The sequence below is a fragment of the Janthinobacterium sp. BJB446 genome (genome assembly GCF_002735655.1).
Taxonomy (GTDB): Bacteria; Pseudomonadota; Gammaproteobacteria; order Burkholderiales; family Burkholderiaceae_D; genus Janthinobacterium; species Janthinobacterium lividum.
Map to the genome: position 1 here is coordinate 106,963 of NZ_PDZK01000008.1, position 17,986 is coordinate 124,948.

Consider the following 17,986-nt stretch of genomic DNA (forward strand, 5'->3'; position numbering starts at 1 on the left):
GCGCTTTCAGTGAGGGAGGTCGGACGCGGGCTCGTCGCCGGCGTCAGGCAGGTCGCCGATGTCGGCGGACAGGTCGTCTGCCAGGTCGGCGTCGAGCAGTGAATCGCCGCTGACGGCCACCAGGCGTGCTGGCGCCCGCTTGAACACGTCGGCCAGGGCGCCATTGATGATGCGCTCTTTCAAGACGTCCGTGTCCATCATCAAGTCCAGCAGCGGACCTTCCAGGATGAAATCGCCGCGCCGCTCGATAAAGCCCAGCTTGGCCAGGGTGCCCAAGTTCATGTCCATGCGCGTCTTCTTGCCCAGCTTGTCGCCGAAGTCGGACAGCAGCGCCTTGTAGGAAATGCCGATCGACGCGTCTTCCGCGCGCGGCAACGGCTTTTCCGTGCCGAACATATCGTTCTGGTCGTCGTCCGCGTGCTGGTGCGTTTCCTGGCGTTCGCGCTTGGGCAGGATGATCTGCGCCCACAGCACCACCAGCAAGGCCACGCCATCGCGCGCCAGGCCGAAATTATTGTTTTGCCACACGTCGCGCGCGCCGAAGATCTTCGGCTCGATAGTGCGCGTCAGGGCCAGGGTGACATGGTCGGCATACACGTTGTCGAGCAGTTTCAGGCCGCAGGCCAGCAGGCGCGCATCGATCTCGGCGCGGAACAGCTCGTCGGACAGCACGCGCTTGACGAGCTTGTCGTCGCGGCGCAGGGTTTGATGCGTGAGCAGGCGCGCAATCAGGATTTGGGAATCGTCATTCATCGGCGGTGCCGCTATCTAAATCAAGTGAAACATTCAGTGAAAGCGAGGCGATCGACATGGCCGCCACGTGGGGGTCGGTCAGTTGGACCATCTCGTCGGTCGGTGTAAAGGTAATCGGCAGACGGGCCAGTTCGGCCGTGGAACCCTGCAAGCTCGCTTCGGACACGTCGCCCAGAAGCGGCAGCATCGAGGCGCGGTAGGAGGCCACGGCAAAGCTGGCCGGCAGCAGCGAGTCCTGCACGGGCACCGATTTCGGCCCCTCTTCGCCGATGCTGGGGAAATTGCCCAGGCTGGCGAAGTTCGACAGGCGTTCGAGCAAGTCATCGAGTTCAAGCTGCATGGCGGGTCCGTCGCTGATGGTGGTGGGCGCGTCCTCGCCGCTGGGCAGGCCCGTGTTGATGACGCCTGCCGCCCGTTCGGACAGCAGTTCCGTTTCGGCCACGTCGATCATCTCGGCCGGCGTGGAGAACAGCGGTACGACGGGCTGGTCAATGGCGCCTTCGGCCAGGCTGGCCAGGTCGTCATGCAGCAAGAGCCAGCGCTTGATGTCCGTGGTCGACAGGCCCGACTGGCCCAAGTGGACGCGCTGGCGCTCGATCTGGTTCAGGGCGCGCGAAAACATGCCTTGCATGTTCAACAATTTACTTTGTGCGCGGCCAATCGCCTGCGCCGCCTTGTGCGTGGCGCTGTCCGCGTTTTCGTCAGAAGTAATCGCCACAAGAATCTCGGAACCCTTCTCGACCCAGTCGCACGCCATGTTCCACTTCGCCTGCGCCGTGCGCAAGCGGAACTCGGAACCGGAGGCGATGGCGTCGGAGAACTCTTCCGTCAAGTCCACCAGGCGCCCCAGCAAATGCTGAAGTTGCTCGACCGACACGCCGCCGACGGCTTGCGCGCCCGCCACCTGCGACAGCAGGAAACCCATTTCCGCTTCATCTTCCGTCTGGCCCAGGCCCAGCAGGCTGTCGATGGCGGACAGCACATTGCGCGCCATCGGCGTCACGCGGTACACGCCCTGCTGCGCATCCCAGGCCAGCAACTGGTTCGAGCGCAGGCGCAGCAAGACCGTTTCCAGGCTTTCCGGCAACAGATACGCCAGTTTCGTATTGATATCGGCGCGCGTATAGGCGGACGTGGCCGCATCGGACGCGAGTTCGCGCAACACCAGCAGACGCACCAGCACGCCATCGAAACCGCCATGGAACAGGGCCGTAAACACTTGCAGCAGGGGCTGCGCCCGCTTCAAGTGAAATACCTGCTCGATCTCGTCGGCCGAAATATTGGGCTGGAAATGCGCCTGCAAGGAATCGTGATGCTCTTGCTCTGTCTGATTTGCATCCGTAGCCACGGCTGCACTTGCCATTATATCAATCATTCTTTTCCGGATGAGTGTTCAGCGGGCGGCGCTGCGGGCTAACGCGGCGCTGCGGGGCGGGGGCGTCAGTATATCAGTTCTGACATGCAATTTAGCGCATGGGAGGGGGCGGTGCGGACACGGCGCAACACGGCCGGTGCGCCGTGCCGGGCCAGGAGGATGAAATGGGGGGTCAAACACGGCATGCCTGGCCCCAAACCATTAGTGAACACTTACTTCTTGACGATCTTTTGCAGGGTTTGCTCGACGTAGTCGCCGTCTTCATCGGCGAACGTCACCTTCACCGGATACCATTCCAGCGACGGCGCCAGCCACAGGTCCACTTGCTGGCCCTTCTTGTCCGGCGGCGGCGCCTTGACCAGGTGCACGGCCTCCAACAGACCTTGGCCCGTGGCGACGGTCTCCTGCTTGACGACCTTGAAGGTCCACGGTTCGGCGTCGTGGCGGCCGGCAACGAAGAAGCTCCATTCCGAACCGGGCGTGAATTTTTCGGGCGCGGCGCGCGCCACGCTGACCAGTTGCCAGACGGTGCTGTTGCGGTCCTGCTCGCCGCCTTTCAGCGGATAGCTGTCATCGCCCTCGCTGAAGACGATGGTCTTGCTGTCGCGCTTGAAGGTGGTGGTGGCCGCCTCCTTGCGGAAACGCTTTTCCACGAACTGCGCCGGCGCCAGGCCGAAATCGTCGACCGTGCCTTCGCTGCGCTGCTCGAGGATCTTGCCAAACAGGGCCGCCTTGGTTTCGGCCAGCAGCGAGTACTTGCCGTCGCCGGCGCGCCAGTTGCTGACCGATTCGCCCGACAGCGCAATGCCGCGCTGCTTGGCCTTGATCGAATACACGAGGTCGGCCGATGGCGCCAGCTTGTACGGGCGTTTGATGACGGGATGGTCCACGGGCTCGTCCGCCGCCATGGCGGGCGTCAGGGTGGCGGCCAGCAGGCTGGCAGCCAGGATGCGTTTCAAGGTAGTCAAAGTGGTCATTTATTTTCCTGTTGATTCATTTACGGAGATCTTGGTCACGGTTTGCGTGGTCAGCGCCCCGTTCGCTTCGGTATTGCGTATTTGTACCGGATACCATTGCATCGATGGCGCCAGCCAGATATCGAGCTGCGACGAATACGTGCCGGGCTTCGGCGGCCGGCGCAAATGCCAGGTCACCAGCCGCCCCATCTTGGTCTCCAGTTCTTCCTCGCCCACCAGGTGGAAGCGGAACACGGTCGCCTCCTTCTCCTCGCCGACGAGAATGTCGATATTGCCCACCAGCTGGTTGACGTCGGCGCGGCCGATGGCGGCCAGCTGGAACGGCACCGTGGCCTTGTCTTGCACCCCTTCCTGCCATGGCGCCGTGGCCGTCGTGGCCGAAAACGTGATGGCCTTGGCGTCGCGGTTGAAATGCGTGGCCGTTTGCGCGCGGCCCTTGCGTTTCTCCGTGGCCGTGACGGGCACGATACCGCTGCCATCGATCACGCCTTCGCTGGTCAGCACCAGCAGGTTGATGCGCGTGATCAGCATGCTCAAGCCCACCTCCAGCTTCAGCTGATACGCGTCGCCCCGGTTTTCCCACGCCATCGCGGCCACGCCCTGCCACTTGGTGCCGTCCGCATCGCGCCGGTCCACGTGCAGGTCGAACTGGGCCGACGCGGGCGCATTCGTCTTGTAGTGCCGTGCCTGCTCGACGGGCGGTGGCGGCGGCGCGCTGGCCGGCACGGGTTCCGCTGCCACGGCCGGTGCGGGCGCCGTGATGGCCGGCGCAGCCACCGCGGCCGGCGCGGTCGTGGCCGGGCCTTCCGGCACGTCGCTGACAGGCGCCGTCAACTGCGGCGTTTCACTCGATGCCAGCTCCGTCAGCGGCGGCGGTGGCGGCGGCCTGGGCTTGGGCACGGGCCGCAGTTCGGGCGGCGGTGGCGGCGGCGCCACCGGCAGGGGCTGGATCGGCTCGGCGATCAAGGCCATGCTGACCACCTGTGCATGATCCTGCCTCAGCGGCACCATGCTGGCATGCGAGGTGAGCCATTCCAGCGCCACGTAATGCAGTGCGCCGATGACCGCAACAAAGATGACGGTACGGCGGCGCGGTGACGAAAAGAAGGAAGCAGGCATCATGAGGCGTAGTGTAACGCTTCCGCCCCGCTTCCCGCTTCTTGCCCGTGCTCAACTCTTAATGTTTTATGTAAGAAAATGTTGGCGGCATTGCGTCAGTTGCAAGCCGATATCTGCTACGCTAAGCCTATCCATCTACCAGGAGATTTCGCATGGCAAACCCGCAAATGCCCCAAATTCCGGGCGCAGCAGTTGTGACCGATACGCTCGACTTCGTCAAAAACCTGTGGGGCAGCATGAGCGTGCCCGGCATGGGCGTGCCTGGCATCACGGCGCCTACCATGTCGGTGGAAGAGCTGGACAAGAAAATCAACGACTTGAAAGCCGTCGAAGCGTGGCTGAACCTCAATACCAGCATGCTGCGCGGCAGTATCCAGGCGCTGGAAGTGCAGCGCGGCACCATCGCCACATTGAAATCGATGGGTGCATCACTGGCGGCGGCCATCACGCAACCGGGCGCCAGCGAGAAAACCGTGTTTGAATCGGTACCCTACGCTTCCGCGTTTTTCCAGCAAGCCGCGCCTGCGGCGCCTGAACCGAAACCGGCGCCCGCACCTGCGCCCGCACCGGAACCCGCTGCGGCGGCGCCCGGCGATGCCGGCAGCCAGTTGGCCAATCCAAGTGCCTGGTGGAATTTGTTACAAGATCAGTTCAAGCAAGCCGTATCGACGGCCATGTCGCCCGATGCGGCCAGTGCGGCAGCGGCCAGCTTTGGCAGCGTGAGCAAAGCCAAGCCAGCGGCCAGCAAGCCGGCCAAACCTGCAGAGGCAGGCACGGCAGCCAAGGCCAAGGCCCCGCTGCGCAAGGCGCCCGCGAAACGCGCGGCACCCAAGGCTAAAGCGCCAGGCAAGGCCTGATGCTGCAAGCCGGCGATATGATCAGGCGATACGATGAATGCGGATCGCCTCGATCATGTTGTCGGCCTGGCGTTTTACGTCACCGATCGTGATCAGGCCTTCGTCAGCCAGCGCCTTGGCGTGCTCGTACGAAGACTGGAATGTTTCCAGCGTGTCTCCCTTGGCGGCGACCGGGCGTACCCAGGCAATACTGCCGACTTTCATTTTTTTGTACACTTCATTGACCACATCACGCATAGTTTCTTCCTTATTGTTGTAAAGCAACTCAAGCACGGGCGAACCCACGCTGGCCCCTAGTTTATCATCCGGCACGCTCGCGCATGGATTTTCCGCCTTTTTCCGGCGCCGGCGGCGCTTTTTCCGCGACCACGACGGCCTCTTCCGGCCCGGGCGGCGGCGTCAGCTGCACCAGTTGCTCCATCAATTGCGCGAAGCGTTGCTGCCCTGGTGCAATTTTGTCTACATACAACAACACTTCCATGGCCTCGGCCGCCAAGTCGGCCTGAAACCCGCGCTGCTGCAGGAAGGACACGATGATTTGCGCGGAATTGAACAGGATGCGCAAATTGTTCGGCAGTTTTTCGCGCGCCGCGCGCATCCAGGCGACCGCTTCGTTGAGCTTGTCCGTCTTCCACAGCAGCACGCCCTTGTTCATCAAGTCCGACGCTTCCTTGCGCGAAGCGATGATCAGGCTGGTGCCTTCGTCGCCCATCTTCGCCTTGTCGAAAATCTTTTGCACTTCGTCCTGCACCACCTGGTTGTCGTGGTTGTTCTTCACCACGTAGCACAGCAGGCCGGCCGGCGCATCCTTGACGCCGACGGCGAACAGCAAGGTGGCCAGTTCCATGCAAATGCTTTTCTCAGGCCGCGCCGGGTCTTCCAGCAACATGGCTTCGAGCTCGTCGCCGCACTTGCGGGCGCGCCGGTAATCGCCCGTTTCATGGTACACCATGCCTTCCGTGATCTTCGCGCGCAAACCAATCTGCTCGGGCGAGAATTCGCGCTGCGCCAGCAACAGCCATTGCAGCGCCTCCTTGGCATCCTTCTTCAGGCCGCACACGCGCGCCAGGCCCAGATAGGCGTCCGGCGTCTTCATGACGGAAAACTCGCCGATGGAAATACACTTGCGAAAGGCCTTTTCCGCCATGCTGACATTGCCGACCTTCAAGGCCGCCAGTCCCAGGTTGCGCTGGCGCGGCACGGAATTGGGCGACAGGCGCGCCGCCTTTTCCAGCACGCCGCACGCTTCCTCGTGCTGGCCCATCAACTGGTAGGCGACGGCCATCTGGTCGTAGGCGTCGATGTAATACTTGTTTTCAACGATCACGCCCTGGAAGATCTGCCGCGCCGCCTCATGTTCGCCGTTATTCATGCGGATCTTGCCCAGGCCCGCCTTGGCCCAGCTGTAATCGCGCTCGGCCAGCACTTTCTCGTACACGGCACGGGCCTTTTCCGGCTCGCCGCTCTTCAGCAGCAAACTGGCCTTCATGCGCAGCAGTTCCAGCTCGTGCAGCTTGTTGACCTCGATCTGCGCGTCGCACAGCTTGGCCGCGCGCAGATAATCCTTTTCCATGCAGGCCTGGTCGATCTCGCGGAATACCTGCTTCTTGTGCCATACGCGGTTCAGCCGCGTCAGCAGCACGCCTTCCGTGATCGGCTTGATCAGGTAGGCGTCGGGCTGGTGCTCGGCCGCGCCCATCACGGATTCCACGCTTTTCTCGGCCGATACCATCAGCCAGACGCTGGAAGGCGCCGTCAGGTTGCGCACGCGCGTCTCTTCCAGCACTTGCTGGCCATTCTTGCCTTCGCCCAGGTTGTAGTCGCACAGCACCACGTCGTAGCGCGTCTTGGCCAGCAGCTTCATGGCTTCGCCGCCGCTGGCCGCCTGGTCGATATGGCGCGCGCCCAGGTTGCGCAGGGATTCGCGCAGCAGGATGCGGATGCCGATGAAGTCGTCGACCAGCAGATAATGTTTGTCGGCCCAGTCGGTGCTGCCCGCTTCGGCGGCGGTGGCGTGGCTGTCTGTCGTCATGGATTCCTCGTTCAGGGCAGGCGCAGGATGAAACAGCCGCCGCCCAGGGCGCCGCCGTTTTCCAGCGCGATGCTGCCGCTGCTGCCCCGGTGCTTGTGCATCTTTGCCACTTCGCTGGAAAAATACAGCCCCAGCCCCGTGCTGTTGGTGGAAAAGTTCACGCCGGCCGCCATGCCATCCATGGCCGCGCTGCCCGCGTCGAGCAAGGCCTGCGTATAACCGTCGCCATTGTCTTCCACGCGCAGCTCGAGCAAGCCATCGGCCTCGCAGACCGACAGGCGGATCGTGTCCTTCGTGTAGCGGATGGCGTTGTTGATGGCGTGCGCGAGCACGCCGATGACCAGGTCTTCATCGAGGGTCCAGATCAGCTCGGGCGGACAGGCCGTCTCCAGCCGGATGCCTTTCGAGGCCAGCAGGATCTTTTCCTGGTCCACCACCTGGTCGACCACCTGGCTGACCAGCTGCGGCTGCACGTCGAACGGGTAGCCGGGCTTGCCCACCTCCTTGTACAGGGCCAGCAGCTGGATCAGGTTATCGTTGAGGCGCTTGGTCTGGTACAGCATCTGCGCCATCTGCAGGTAGGCAGGGTCGGCCTGGGGCGAGGGCTTGGCCTGCTCGGCCGCCAGCAGCGACTCCAGGGTGCCACTGACAACGCTGATCGAGTTTTTCATGTCGTGCACGGTCGACGCCAGGAACAGGAAAAGCTCGGGCGAGCTGTGTTGATCTTCCACTGGATATCTCCTTGGGCCGCAGCTTGAATATTGCCAAGGATAAATTATACCGCCAGCATGCGCGCGCCTGCCAGCCGCGCGTAAAGTCACTGACTTGACGCAACAATGCCGCCCCCGCTTGCGCAAGGGCGGCATCGGATGGCCAAGCCGGCAAGATCAGCGGCGTGCGGCCGCCAGGCGTTTGACCACGACGATCATGCGGTCGATTTCCTCATACGTATTGTAGAAGGCGAACGAGGGCCGCACGGTCGCCTCGACGCCGAAACGGCGCAAAATCGGCTGGGCGCAGTGGTGGCCCGAGCGCACGGCGATGCCCTCGTCGTTCAGGGCCCGCCCCACTTCCGCTGGCTCGTAACCGGCCAGCACGAACGAGGCCACGCTGGCCTTGTCAAACGCCGTGCCGATCAGGCGCACGCCGGGAATGGCCTGCAGGTGGTGCGTCGCGTATTCCAGCAGCGCGTGCTCGTAGGCAGCGATGTTTTCCAGGCCGATGCGCTGCACGTAGTCGATGGCCGCGCCCAGGCCCACGGCATCGGCGATATTGCCCGTGCCCGCCTCGAAACGGTTCGGCACGCCCTGGTAGACGGTGCGCTCGAACGTGACGTCGGCGATCATGTTGCCGCCGCCCTGCCATGGCGGCAGCTGCTCCAGCAAGTCCGCCTTGCCATATACGGCGCCGATGCCCGTCGGACCGAACACCTTGTGGCCCGAGAAGACATAAAAATCGGCGCCCAGCGCCTGCACGTCCACGCGCAAATGCGACACGGCTTGCGCGCCATCGACCAGCACGCGCACGCCGGCCGCATGCGCCAGCGCGATGATCTGCGCCACGGGCGTCACGGTGCCCAATGCATTCGACACCTGCGTCACGGACACCAGCTTGGTACGCCCGTTGAGCAGCTTGCGGAATTCATCGAGCAGTATCTGCCCGCTGTCGTCGACGGGAATCACGCGCAGGGTCGCGCCCTTTTCCGCCGCCAGCTGCTGCCACGGCACGATGTTGGCGTGGTGCTCGAGCTGCGAGACGATGATCTCGTCGCCGCTGCCGATGTATTTGCGGCCAAAGGTATTGGCGACCAGGTTGATGCCCTCGGTGGCGCCACGCACGAAAATGATTTCATTGGGCGAAGCGGCGCCGAGGAACTGCGCCACCTTGGCGCGTGCCGCTTCATAGGCATCGCTGGCGCGCGCCGCCAATGCGTGCGCCGCGCGGTGGATGTTCGAATTTTCGTGCGCATAGAAATACGACACCCGGTCGATCACCGACTGCGGCTTGTGCGTGGTGGCCGCATTGTCGAACCAGGCCAGCGGCTTGCCGTTGACCCGTTCGGCCAGCACGGGAAAATCGCGCCGCACGGCATGCACGTCGAACGGCGCCGGCGTCTGGTGCTGGCCAGGCTTCGCCGCCGAAGGCAGCTCGGTCTGGAAATAGAACGCGGGCTGGCTGTTAGCCGGCGATACGGGCAGCTGGCGCGCGGGCGTCTGCTGCGGCGTGGCAAACAGTCCCCGCACATCGTCGGGTGCCGCTTGTCCCAGCCCCTGCTGCGCCAGGCCGTCGAGCTTGCCGTTCGACGCGGGATAGCCATGCGCGCCGCCGACAAAATAATAGGGCGACGGCGCACTCAGGGCGGACAGGCGTGGCGTCGGCACGGAGGCCGGCGACGGCGCAATCGGCGACTCCAGCGGCGCCGTCACGGGCGGCACCTGCGCCGTCGCCACGCCGGGGGCGATGGCGGCAAACGAAGGGCCGGGCTGCGGCGGCGGACGGTTCGCATAGCGGGGTGCCGCATCGAGCACGCTGCCGGAACCACCGAGGCTGGGAGATTTATCCACGCCCGGCAGGCGGGCAAAGAATTCACCGGCCAGGCGGTTCAGGGTCGCCTCATCAGGTAAGAACGGGACGGCAGGCAAGCCCGCCGCGCCATCACTTGTAGGTGTCTGGGTAGTCATGGTATTTACCGATCTCCACGTCTTCCAGTACGGCCAGCGCATCGTCGGTCAGCACGGCCAGCGAGCAATACAGCGAAATCAGATAGGACGATATCGCATGGCGGTTGATGCCCATGAAGCGCACGGACAGGCCCGGGCTTTGCTCGCCCGCCAAGCCAGGCTGGAACAGGCCGATCACACCCTGCCGCTGTTCGCCCGCGCGCAACAAGATGATTTTCGTCTTGCCGTCTTCGATCGGCAGTTTGTCCGATGGCACCAGCGGCACGCCGCGCCACGTGAGGAACTGGGAGCCGAACAGGCTGACGGTCGGCGGCGGCACGCCGCGGCGCGTGCATTCGCGGCCAAAAGCGGCAATGGCCAGCGGATGCGCGAGGAAAAAGCCCGGCTCCTTCCACACTTTCGTCAGCAGTTCGTCGAGGTCGTCCGGCGTGGGCGCGCCCGTCAGGGTGAAGATGCGCTGGTCGTCGTGCACGCTGGCCAGCAGGCCGTAATCGGGATTGTTGATCAACTCGCTTTCCTGGCGCTCCTTGATCGTCTCGATGGTCAGGCGCAGCTGCTCCTTGATCTGGTCGTGCGGGCTGCTGTACAGGTCCGACACGCGCGTGTGCACGTCGAGCACCGTGCTGACGGCATTGAGGAAATACTCGCGCGGCTGGTCGTCGTAGTCGACGAAGGTTTGCGGCAGTTCCGACTCGTCGCGCTGCGAGCAGGCGACGCGCACGTCCTTCGGATTCTTCACGCGGTTCAGGCGGTAGATACCCGCTTCCACGGGCAGCCATTGCAGCAGGTGCACGAGCCAGCGCGGCGTGATGGTGGACAGCTGGGGGACGCTCTTGCTTGCATTGGCCAGCTGGCGCGCGGCGTTATCGCCCAGCGCGAACTGGTTCTCTGTTGCTTCTGCCATGACTACTCCTGATGAGAAAAGTGAATATGCTTATCTGAAAAACGAATAAAGTATCGGACGTCTCCCCTCTTCTCTCAACATGCTATCGCCACCAAAACACGCTTAACCAAACCTACTGCGCGTCGCGATTTGCAGCCTGCGATGCTCACTGTGCATTCGCACAGCTGCGCTTCTCGGCCACAACTCACTGCCGCTCGCTACGGTTTTGTTATGCGTTTTACCTGTTTTTAATCCACCAATTCCGGCTCGCAGCGCGCCATCAATCCCGCCAGGCCGATGCCGAGCGCGCCGGCCAGCTTTTCCACCGTCAGCAGCGACGGCGTGGCGGCGCCCCGCTCGATCTCGCCGATGAACGAGCGGTTCAAGTCAGCCGCTTCGGCCAGGCGCTCCTGCGACCAGCCATGCCCTTCGCGCAACTGGCGCACGGCCAGTCCAAACTGTTTGATCAACATGCTGTCCTCATGGGTGGTGGGCAAAAGCGGGGTGGGATGGCGCCGGCAACTCAGGCAGCTCCTGCGCCTCCTGCTGGTTATGCGCTTGCGTGACATGGCTGCCGGGCGCCACGCTGCGGGTCAGCCAGACATTGCCGCCGATGACGGAGCCCTGGCCGATGGTCACCCGTCCCAGGATCGTCGCGCCCGCGTAGATGACCACGTCGTCCTGCACGATAGGATGGCGCGCCAGTCCCTTTTTCAGCACGCCGTCGGCGCCAGCGGGAAAGCGCTTGGCGCCCAGGGTCACGGCTTGATAAATGCGCACCCGTTCGCCGATGATGGCCGTCTCGCCGATCACCACGCCCGTGCCATGGTCGATGAAAAAACTGCTGCCGATGATGGCGCCCGGGTGGATGTCGATGCCCGTCTGCGAATGAGCCACTTCGGCGATGATGCGCGCCACCAGCGGCGCACCCAGCGCATACAGGGTGTGCGCCAGGCGGTAGTGGATGATGGCGAGGATGCCCGGATAGCACAGCAGTACTTCATCGACGCTGTGCGCGGCCGGGTCGCCATGGAAGGCGGCCGCCACGTCCGTGTCGAGCTGGGCGCGGATGCGCGGCAGCGCGCGGGCGAAGCGCTGCACGATGGCCAGCGCCTGCTGTTCGATGGAGACCGTCTGCTGCAAGCCATGCTGGCGCGCGTGGTAACTGAGTTCGCGCCGCACCTGTTCGTGCAGCCCCGTCAAGGTCGTGTCGAGCGTATGGCCGACAAAGAAATCCTCGCTCTCCTGCTGCAGGTCGAGGGGACCCAGGCGCATGGGGAACAGGGCTGCGCACAGGGCTTTGATGATGTCGTGCAAATGCTGGCGCGACGGAAATTCGCGCGCGCCGCACTCCTGAGTGCTGGCCAGTCCTTCGCGCCACTGCTCGCGCACGGCGCGCAATTCATCGACGATCTGGCGCAGTTCCCATTGCGGCTGCGCGGCAAGGGAGACAGGGGGAATGGCTCGCTGGTTCATGGTGGTCCCGGGAAGAGAGTTAATCTTGCAGCCAAGGCAGCGCATGCCAGCGCCAGCCACCGCTGTGGCCACGCTGCTGCTGCTCGTCGAGGTCGCCCTCGAAGCCTTGCGCGATATTGAAGACATGCGTGAAACCCGCCTTGGCGGCCGCTTCGGCGGCTGCGGCCGAGCGCTTGCCGCTGCGGCACAGCAGCACCACGACGGCATCCTTGCCGCCCACCTTGGCTTCCAGTTCGCGCGTAAAGCGGGGATTGCGGTTCATGGACGTGCCGGTCGCCCACGCCACGTGCAGCGAGGCCGGCACGTAGCCGACGAAGGTGCGTTCCTCGTTGGTGCGCACGTCGACCAGCACGGCTTTGCCGGCCTGCACCAGCTGCCACGCATCCTGCGCGCTGACGATACCCGCATACGGCAAGCCCTGCGCCTGCGCCTGGGCGCGCGCGAGATTGAGTACTTCGTCAAAGGCCGCCTCGCCGTGCCCGGCGCGGGGATCGAAAATCAGTTCTGCAGCAGCCATCTTTCCACCTCTTTATTCCGTCGTCAAAAACCAGCACGAGTCCACTGTAGCGAACTTATGTTGTTCGGAAAACAAATTAAAAAGAGTTTGGAAAGCTGAAAAACGTATATGGGGTCGGTGTATGGGATCAGACCCCAGCCCTCGCCTGCTCTGCGCCTACGCTCAAGCAGCGCGGCGGCGTTCGCGAAGTAAAAAACGGGCAGGATCGAGCGCCTCTGCCAACTGACGTTCCAGCGGCAGCGGCTCGCCCTCCAGCTGGCATGCCAGCAGCTCGGCCGCCAGCGGCGCCCAGATCAGGCCGCGCGAGGCGTAACCGAGCAAACCAAACAGGCCGGGCCAGCGCGGTACGTCGCGCAGGCGCTCGCAGCGGCCTGGGATGCCGGGGTCGGGCAAGGCGCCCGCCAGCGGCAGACGGTCCGGCGCCATGCAGCGAAATCCCGTGCGACCCGCCAGCGGCGCATCGAACGGGGCGACGCCCAGGATGTCGGCGATCTTCCCGATATTGTCTTCCTGGCTCGATGGGCGCAAGTCGGTGTCCGCGTCGACATCGTAGCTGGCGCCCACGCAGACGACACCCTGGTGCGCCGGCGTCATGTAGGCTTCGCGGCAGACGACGAACGGCAACGAGGGCAAGCTGCCTTCGGCCAGGTGCGTGACCTGGCCGCGCACGGCGTCCAGCGGCAGGCCCGCCGCCTGCTCGAAATCGACTGCCCCCGTGCCGGCCGCCAGGATGACGGTGGGCGCGGCCGCGATCAAGGTGCCTTGCGCATCGCGCACCAGCCATTCCTCATCGCCACGCTCCAGGCGCAGGGCGCTGCTGGAAAAACGCCGCGTGAGCAAGGCGCCGCAGGCGTCCAGCATGGCCGCGCAGACGGAAGACGGGCGCGCCCAGCCGCCCTGTTCGAACCACCAGGCACCATCGGGCGCCGGTGCGCCCAGCATGGCGCTCGCCTCGGGCGCTTCCAGCCAGCGGGCGAATTCGCGCGGATACAGGCCACTGGCGGCGATCTGCCGCTGCACCTGCGCATGCGCGCCGTCGCGCGCCAGGTGCAGCACGCCGCTTTGCACACCCTCGATGGCGGCGCCGATGCCGCCCAGGTCTTTCCAGCGGCTCAGCGAGTACAGGTAGGCGGTGCGCACCAGGCGCGTGGCGATATTGTCGTCCTTCGACATCAGCGGCATGAAGATGCCGGCCAGGTTGCCCGACGCCTCGCTGGCCGGCTGCGCGTGGCGTTCGATCAAGGTCACCTTCCAGCCGCGCGCGGCCAGCCGTTCGCAGGCGGCCGCGCCGGCCACGCCCGCGCCGATGACGATGGCGCGCCGCTCGGGCACGGTGACGGTGACGGCCGCGTACTCTTCGCGCCGCGCATAAAACACGGCGCGCAGGCGGCTCTCGTCGAAGACAAACCCATTCTTTTGCAGGGCGGCGCGCTGCGCCTCGTCCAGGTGCACGGCCTGCAGGCGGGCGCCGTCCATCATCAGGCGCGCCAGCACCGGCGTGGCTGCGGGCACCCAGGCCAGGTGTACTTCGTCGACGCGCGCCGACAATTGCGCCAGGCAGGCATCGGGCTCGCCGATCAGCACATCGAGCGTGACGAGGCCATCGTGCGACACCATGCGGTGCAGGCCCGGCACGCAGGGCGGCCACTGTGCACGCCACTGCTCGGGCAAGTGGCGCGCATCGACGGGACGCGGCGCCAGCGCGATGTAATGGAGGCGGCGGCCGCCATGCGCCGCACAGGCGGCGCGCAAGCGGGCGCCGTCAAAATCCGTGTCGAGCAGGACGAGAGCGCGGCGCATCAACGCCCCGCCCGGCAAAAGCAGGTGGGTGCATGGTCATTGACCATGCCGATGCCCTGCATGTAGGCGTAGATGATGGTCGAGCCGACGAACTTGAAACCCCGCTTGAGCAAGTCTTTCGAGAGTTTGTCGGACAAGGCCGTCTTGGCGGGAAACTCGCCCGGCTGCCAGCTGTTGACGATAGGCTGGCCATCGACATACGCCCACAGGAAGCTGTCCAGGGTCTGCCCTTCCGCGCGCAGGCGCAGGTAGGCTTGCGCATTCGTGATGGCGGCCGCCACCTTCAGGCGGTTGCGCACGATGCCGGGATCGAGCAGCAGCTGCGCCACCTTGTCCGGGCCATACGCGGCGATTTTTTCAGCATCCCAGCCGTCGAAGGCGGCGCGGTAGGTATCGCGCTTGTTGAGGATGGTTTCCCAGCTCAGGCCCGCCTGCGCGCCTTCCAGGTTCAGCATCTCGAACAGCCGGCGCTCGTCGTGGCAGGGCACGCCCCACTCTGTATCGTGGTAGTCGAGATAACGGGGATTGGCCGGGTTGGCCCAGGCGCAGCGGGTAATATTCATGGTCGTGTTCTTCATATGCAGGCAAGTCCCAGTATAGTTTATCGGCCGCGCAGGATGCGGCCCAGTTCCTGCAAGCCGTGCGCCATCTCGGCCGGGGGAATCGCCGCAAAGCCCAGCAGCAGCCCGCGTGGCGTGGCACACTCCGGGCCCGCCGCCGGATCCGCATAGTGGCCCAGCGGACGCAATTCGATGCCATGCTCCAGCCCTGCGCGCGCGACGGTTTCCTCATCGTGGCCGGCGCGAAAATACGCGCACAGTTCCAGGCCGCTGTCGGCCGGGCCGCACGCGAGCTGGTCGCCCAGTTCGCGCGCGATGCCGCGCACCAGCAGGTCGCGCCGTTCGGCATTGCTGTCGCGCGTGCGGCGGATATGCCGGCCAAAGTGTCCTTCGGCGATGAAGTCGGCCAGCGCCATCTGCGGCACGATGGCCGTGTGCCGGTCCATCACGGCCTTGGCTTGCACCAGCGCGTCGGCCAGCGCGGGCGGCGCCACCATATAGCCCAGGCGCAGCCCCGGGAACAGCACCTTCGACAAAGTACCCACGTACACCACGCAGCCGGCCCGGTCCAGGCTTTGCAGCGAGGCCAGCGGCGCGCCCGTGTAGCGGTATTCGCTGTCGTAATCGTCTTCCACCAGCCAGGCTTTATTGTGCGCGGCCCAGGCCAGCAGGGCCAGACGGCGGGGCAAGCTCATGCTCACGCCCAGCGGCATCTGGTGCGATGGCGTCACGTACGCCAGCTTCGCCTGCGGACAGTGCGCCACGCCATACGCCACGTCCAGCCCCTGCGCATCGACGGGAACCGGGAAGACGCGCGCGCCGGCCGCGCGCAGCGGGCCGCTGGCGCCCCGGTAGCCGGGCGACTCCATCCAGGCCGCGTCGCCCGGCGCCAGCAGGATGGTCGACAGCAGGAACAGCGCCTGCTGCGAACCGGAAGTGATGACGATCTGCTGCGGCGTGCACTGGACGCCGCGCGAGGCTTTCAAGTACACGCACAGCAGTTCGCGCAGCGGCAGGTAGCCGGCCGGGTCGCTGTAGCCGAAATGGTGGTCGGGCCGGCGCCAGCGCCGCGCTTCCAGGCGGTTCCACACGTCGAACGGGAAGTGGTCGATGCGCGGCATGCCGACCCGGAAAGCGCGCAGCGCCCCCCGGTGGAACGCCACCTGGCGCATGGCCGCCACCACGCCCTGCCCGCGCGCCGACAGGGGCCGCAGCAGGCCGGGCGCGTCCGCCCTGGCGGGCGGCGCAGCCAGGGGGACGTCGATGCTGACAAAGGTGCCGCGCCCCACGGCGCCGTCGAGATAGCCTTCGGCCGTCAGAAGCGCATATGCATTGAGCACCGTCTGGCGCGACACGGCCAGCAGGCGGCAAAACTCGCGCGTGGGCGGCAGCTGCATGCCGGGACTCATGCGGCCATCGAGGATGGCCGCCTTGATGGCCGCATACAGCTGGCGAAACAGCGGCTCGCTGGCGCTGCGCTGCAGCGGCAAGGCGGCGATGATCTGGTGCAGGTGGGAAGCTGGCATGGTGGCGCTCTTGAATTGGTAGCTTAAAGATAGCACTTATTGGCTGTTTTAAATAGCCAAGACTGGCGCTAAGATGGCGCATCCCCTCTACTCTTGCGGAGCACCCATGCATCAGTTTTTCGCCACCGTCGCCTGGCAGCGCGACGGCCAGGATTTCGCCAGCCAGCGCTACAGCCGTGGCCATGCATGGCAGTTCGACGGCGGCCTGACGGTACCCGCCTCGTCGTCGCCCCTCTCCGTGCCGCTACCCATGTCGGTGGCGGCAAATATCGATCCGGAAGAAGCGCTGGTGGCCGCCACGTCGAGCTGCCACATGCTGTTCTTCCTGTCGCTGGCGGCGCAGCGCGGCTACGTCATCGACGACTACCGCGACGATGCCGTCGGCGAACTGGGCAAGAATGCACAAGGCCGCCTGGCCATGACGCGCATCGTGCTGCGTCCGTGCATCGCCTTCGCGGGAACGCCACCCTCGCCCGACGCGCTGGCGGCCCTGCACCACGACGCGCACGAGCGCTGCTACATCGCCAATTCGCTGACGGCCGACGTGGTCGTGGAAGGAGCGCACTAGATGTACACGCCCGCCAGCTTTCGCGAAGAGCGCCTCGACGTGCTGCATGGCCTGATAGCCGCGCATCCGCTGGGCGCGCTGGTGCGCCATGACGACTATGGCTTGTGCGCCGACCATCTGCCGTTCGAGATCGCCGCACCCACGCCCGAGGCCCCGTTCGGCATCCTGCGCGCCCACGTGGCGCGCGCCAATGCGCTGTGGCGCGGCGCCGGCGAGAACGATGAATGCATGGTGATTTTCCAGGGGCCGCACGCCTACATCACGCCCGCCTGGTATGCGGAAAAGCAGCGCAGCGGCAAGGAAGTGCCAACCTTCAATTACGCCGTGGTGCATGCCCACGGCCCCCTGCGCGCCATCGACGATGCGGCGTGGCTGCTGGGATTGGTGGAGCGGCTGACGGCGCGCCATGAAGCGGGGCTAGCCACGCCGTGGCGGGTGGCCGATGCACCGGCCGGCTATATCGAGAAACTCTTGAAAGCCATCGTCGGCATCGAAATCCCCCTCACGCGCATCACGGGGAAATGGAAGCTGGGGCAGAACCGCAGCATGCAGGACCAGGCCAGCATGGCGCATGGCCTGGCGCTGGACAACCAGCCCGGTGCGGCGCAGGCCCTGGGCGCGCTGATCGCCGCCAACGTCACGCCAGCCAGCTGACGGCCGCCGAAAACGTCAGAAACGACAGCGCCGTCGAGAGCAGAATGATGCGGGCGATGCGCGCCGCGCAGTGCTCACGATGATGCGCAAGGCGCGCGGCGTGGCCCGGACCAACGAGTCCTCCCTCACGCCAGCCAGCTGACGGCCGCTGAAAACGTCAGAAACGACAGCGCCGTCGAGACCAGAATGATGCGGGCGATGCGCGCCG

18 protein-coding genes are annotated in these 17,986 nt (G+C 65.1%); 3 read left to right on the plus strand and 15 right to left on the minus strand.

Features of this window, described 5'->3' with window-relative positions; translation table 11 throughout:
* Positions 1-6: 6 nt before the first annotated feature.
* From CSQ92_RS27545 to CSQ92_RS27560, 4 genes are all read right to left on the minus strand, one after another.
* Entirely contained in the window at positions 7-753 is a 747-nt protein-coding gene (locus CSQ92_RS27545; protein ID WP_070257725.1) for a hypothetical protein, read from the minus strand.
* The gene (locus CSQ92_RS27550; protein WP_092608970.1) at positions 746-2,116 is read right to left on the minus strand and encodes a hypothetical protein; all 1,371 of its coding nucleotides are present in this window, start codon (positions 2,114-2,116) and stop codon (positions 746-748) included. The genes CSQ92_RS27545 and CSQ92_RS27550 overlap by 8 nt, the downstream gene beginning before the upstream one ends.
* A gap of 224 nt (positions 2,117-2,340) precedes the next feature.
* A complete protein-coding gene (locus CSQ92_RS27555) occupies positions 2,341-3,105 on the minus strand; it encodes a DUF3108 domain-containing protein (protein ID WP_099395932.1) in 765 nt (254 codons plus the stop codon).
* Positions 3,106-4,227: a DUF3108 domain-containing protein gene (locus CSQ92_RS27560; protein ID WP_257219385.1), complete on the minus strand. Its 1,122-nt coding sequence runs from the start codon at positions 4,225-4,227 to the stop codon at positions 3,106-3,108. It abuts the gene before it with no gap.
* 149 nt (positions 4,228-4,376) lie between these two features.
* Here CSQ92_RS27560 and CSQ92_RS27565 point away from each other — a divergent pair, with 149 nt between their 5' ends.
* The gene (locus CSQ92_RS27565; RefSeq protein WP_099395933.1) at positions 4,377-5,081 is read left to right on the plus strand and encodes a PhaM family polyhydroxyalkanoate granule multifunctional regulatory protein; all 705 of its coding nucleotides are present in this window, start codon (positions 4,377-4,379) and stop codon (positions 5,079-5,081) included.
* Positions 5,082-5,102: 21 nt separating this feature from the next.
* Here CSQ92_RS27565 and CSQ92_RS27570 read toward each other — a convergent pair whose 3' ends face one another.
* The 11 genes from CSQ92_RS27570 to pdxR form a co-directional block, all read right to left on the minus strand.
* Complete coding sequence (locus CSQ92_RS27570) at positions 5,103-5,366, minus strand: hypothetical protein (RefSeq protein ID WP_225317168.1); 264 nt, start codon at positions 5,364-5,366, stop codon at positions 5,103-5,105.
* A gap of 16 nt (positions 5,367-5,382) precedes the next feature.
* A complete protein-coding gene (locus CSQ92_RS27575) occupies positions 5,383-7,113 on the minus strand; it encodes a response regulator (protein WP_099395934.1) in 1,731 nt (576 codons plus the stop codon).
* 11 nt (positions 7,114-7,124) lie between these two features.
* The gene (locus CSQ92_RS27580; RefSeq protein ID WP_070279002.1) at positions 7,125-7,844 is read right to left on the minus strand and encodes a sensor histidine kinase; all 720 of its coding nucleotides are present in this window, start codon (positions 7,842-7,844) and stop codon (positions 7,125-7,127) included.
* A gap of 156 nt (positions 7,845-8,000) precedes the next feature.
* Positions 8,001-9,794, minus strand: a complete 1,794-nt coding sequence (locus CSQ92_RS27585) for a family 2A encapsulin nanocompartment cargo protein cysteine desulfurase (RefSeq protein ID WP_099395935.1) — start codon at positions 9,792-9,794, stop codon at positions 8,001-8,003.
* A complete protein-coding gene (locus CSQ92_RS27590) occupies positions 9,769-10,698 on the minus strand; it encodes a family 2A encapsulin nanocompartment shell protein (protein ID WP_034784363.1) in 930 nt (309 codons plus the stop codon). Before CSQ92_RS27590 ends, CSQ92_RS27585 begins: the two co-directional genes overlap by 26 nt.
* A gap of 227 nt (positions 10,699-10,925) precedes the next feature.
* Positions 10,926-11,150, minus strand: a complete 225-nt coding sequence (locus CSQ92_RS27595) for a helix-turn-helix domain-containing protein (RefSeq protein ID WP_034784364.1) — start codon at positions 11,148-11,150, stop codon at positions 10,926-10,928.
* A 7-nt stretch (positions 11,151-11,157) separates the two neighbouring features.
* On the minus strand, positions 11,158-12,153 hold the full coding sequence (epsC, locus tag CSQ92_RS27600) for a serine O-acetyltransferase EpsC (RefSeq protein WP_099395937.1): 996 nt from the start codon (positions 12,151-12,153) through the stop codon (positions 11,158-11,160).
* A 19-nt stretch (positions 12,154-12,172) separates the two neighbouring features.
* Positions 12,173-12,670 carry a rhodanese-like domain-containing protein gene (locus tag CSQ92_RS27605; protein ID WP_080753547.1) on the minus strand — a complete coding sequence of 166 codons (498 nt, stop codon included), beginning with the start codon at positions 12,668-12,670 and terminating at the stop codon, positions 12,173-12,175.
* Positions 12,671-12,832: 162 nt separating this feature from the next.
* Positions 12,833-14,470, minus strand: a complete 1,638-nt coding sequence (gene mnmC, locus CSQ92_RS27610; protein ID WP_099395938.1) for an FAD-dependent 5-carboxymethylaminomethyl-2-thiouridine(34) oxidoreductase MnmC — start codon at positions 14,468-14,470, stop codon at positions 12,833-12,835.
* On the minus strand, positions 14,470-15,033 hold the full coding sequence (locus CSQ92_RS27615; RefSeq protein WP_034784387.1) for a DNA-3-methyladenine glycosylase I: 564 nt from the start codon (positions 15,031-15,033) through the stop codon (positions 14,470-14,472). The genes mnmC and CSQ92_RS27615 overlap by 1 nt, the downstream gene beginning before the upstream one ends.
* Before the next feature lie 38 nt (positions 15,034-15,071).
* Positions 15,072-16,556, minus strand: coding sequence for a MocR-like pyridoxine biosynthesis transcription factor PdxR (pdxR, locus tag CSQ92_RS27620; protein ID WP_099395939.1), 1,485 nt, complete (start codon positions 16,554-16,556; stop codon positions 15,072-15,074).
* Positions 16,557-16,662: 106 nt separating this feature from the next.
* Between pdxR and CSQ92_RS27625 the strand changes: the two genes are divergently transcribed.
* Together CSQ92_RS27625 and CSQ92_RS27630 are read left to right on the plus strand one after the other, a co-directional pair.
* Positions 16,663-17,124: an OsmC family protein gene (locus CSQ92_RS27625; protein ID WP_070278998.1), complete on the plus strand. Its 462-nt coding sequence runs from the start codon at positions 16,663-16,665 to the stop codon at positions 17,122-17,124.
* A complete protein-coding gene (locus CSQ92_RS27630; protein ID WP_099389901.1) occupies positions 17,125-17,778 on the plus strand; it encodes an FMN-binding negative transcriptional regulator in 654 nt (217 codons plus the stop codon). It begins immediately after the preceding gene.
* Positions 17,779-17,986: the final 208 nt, after the last annotated feature.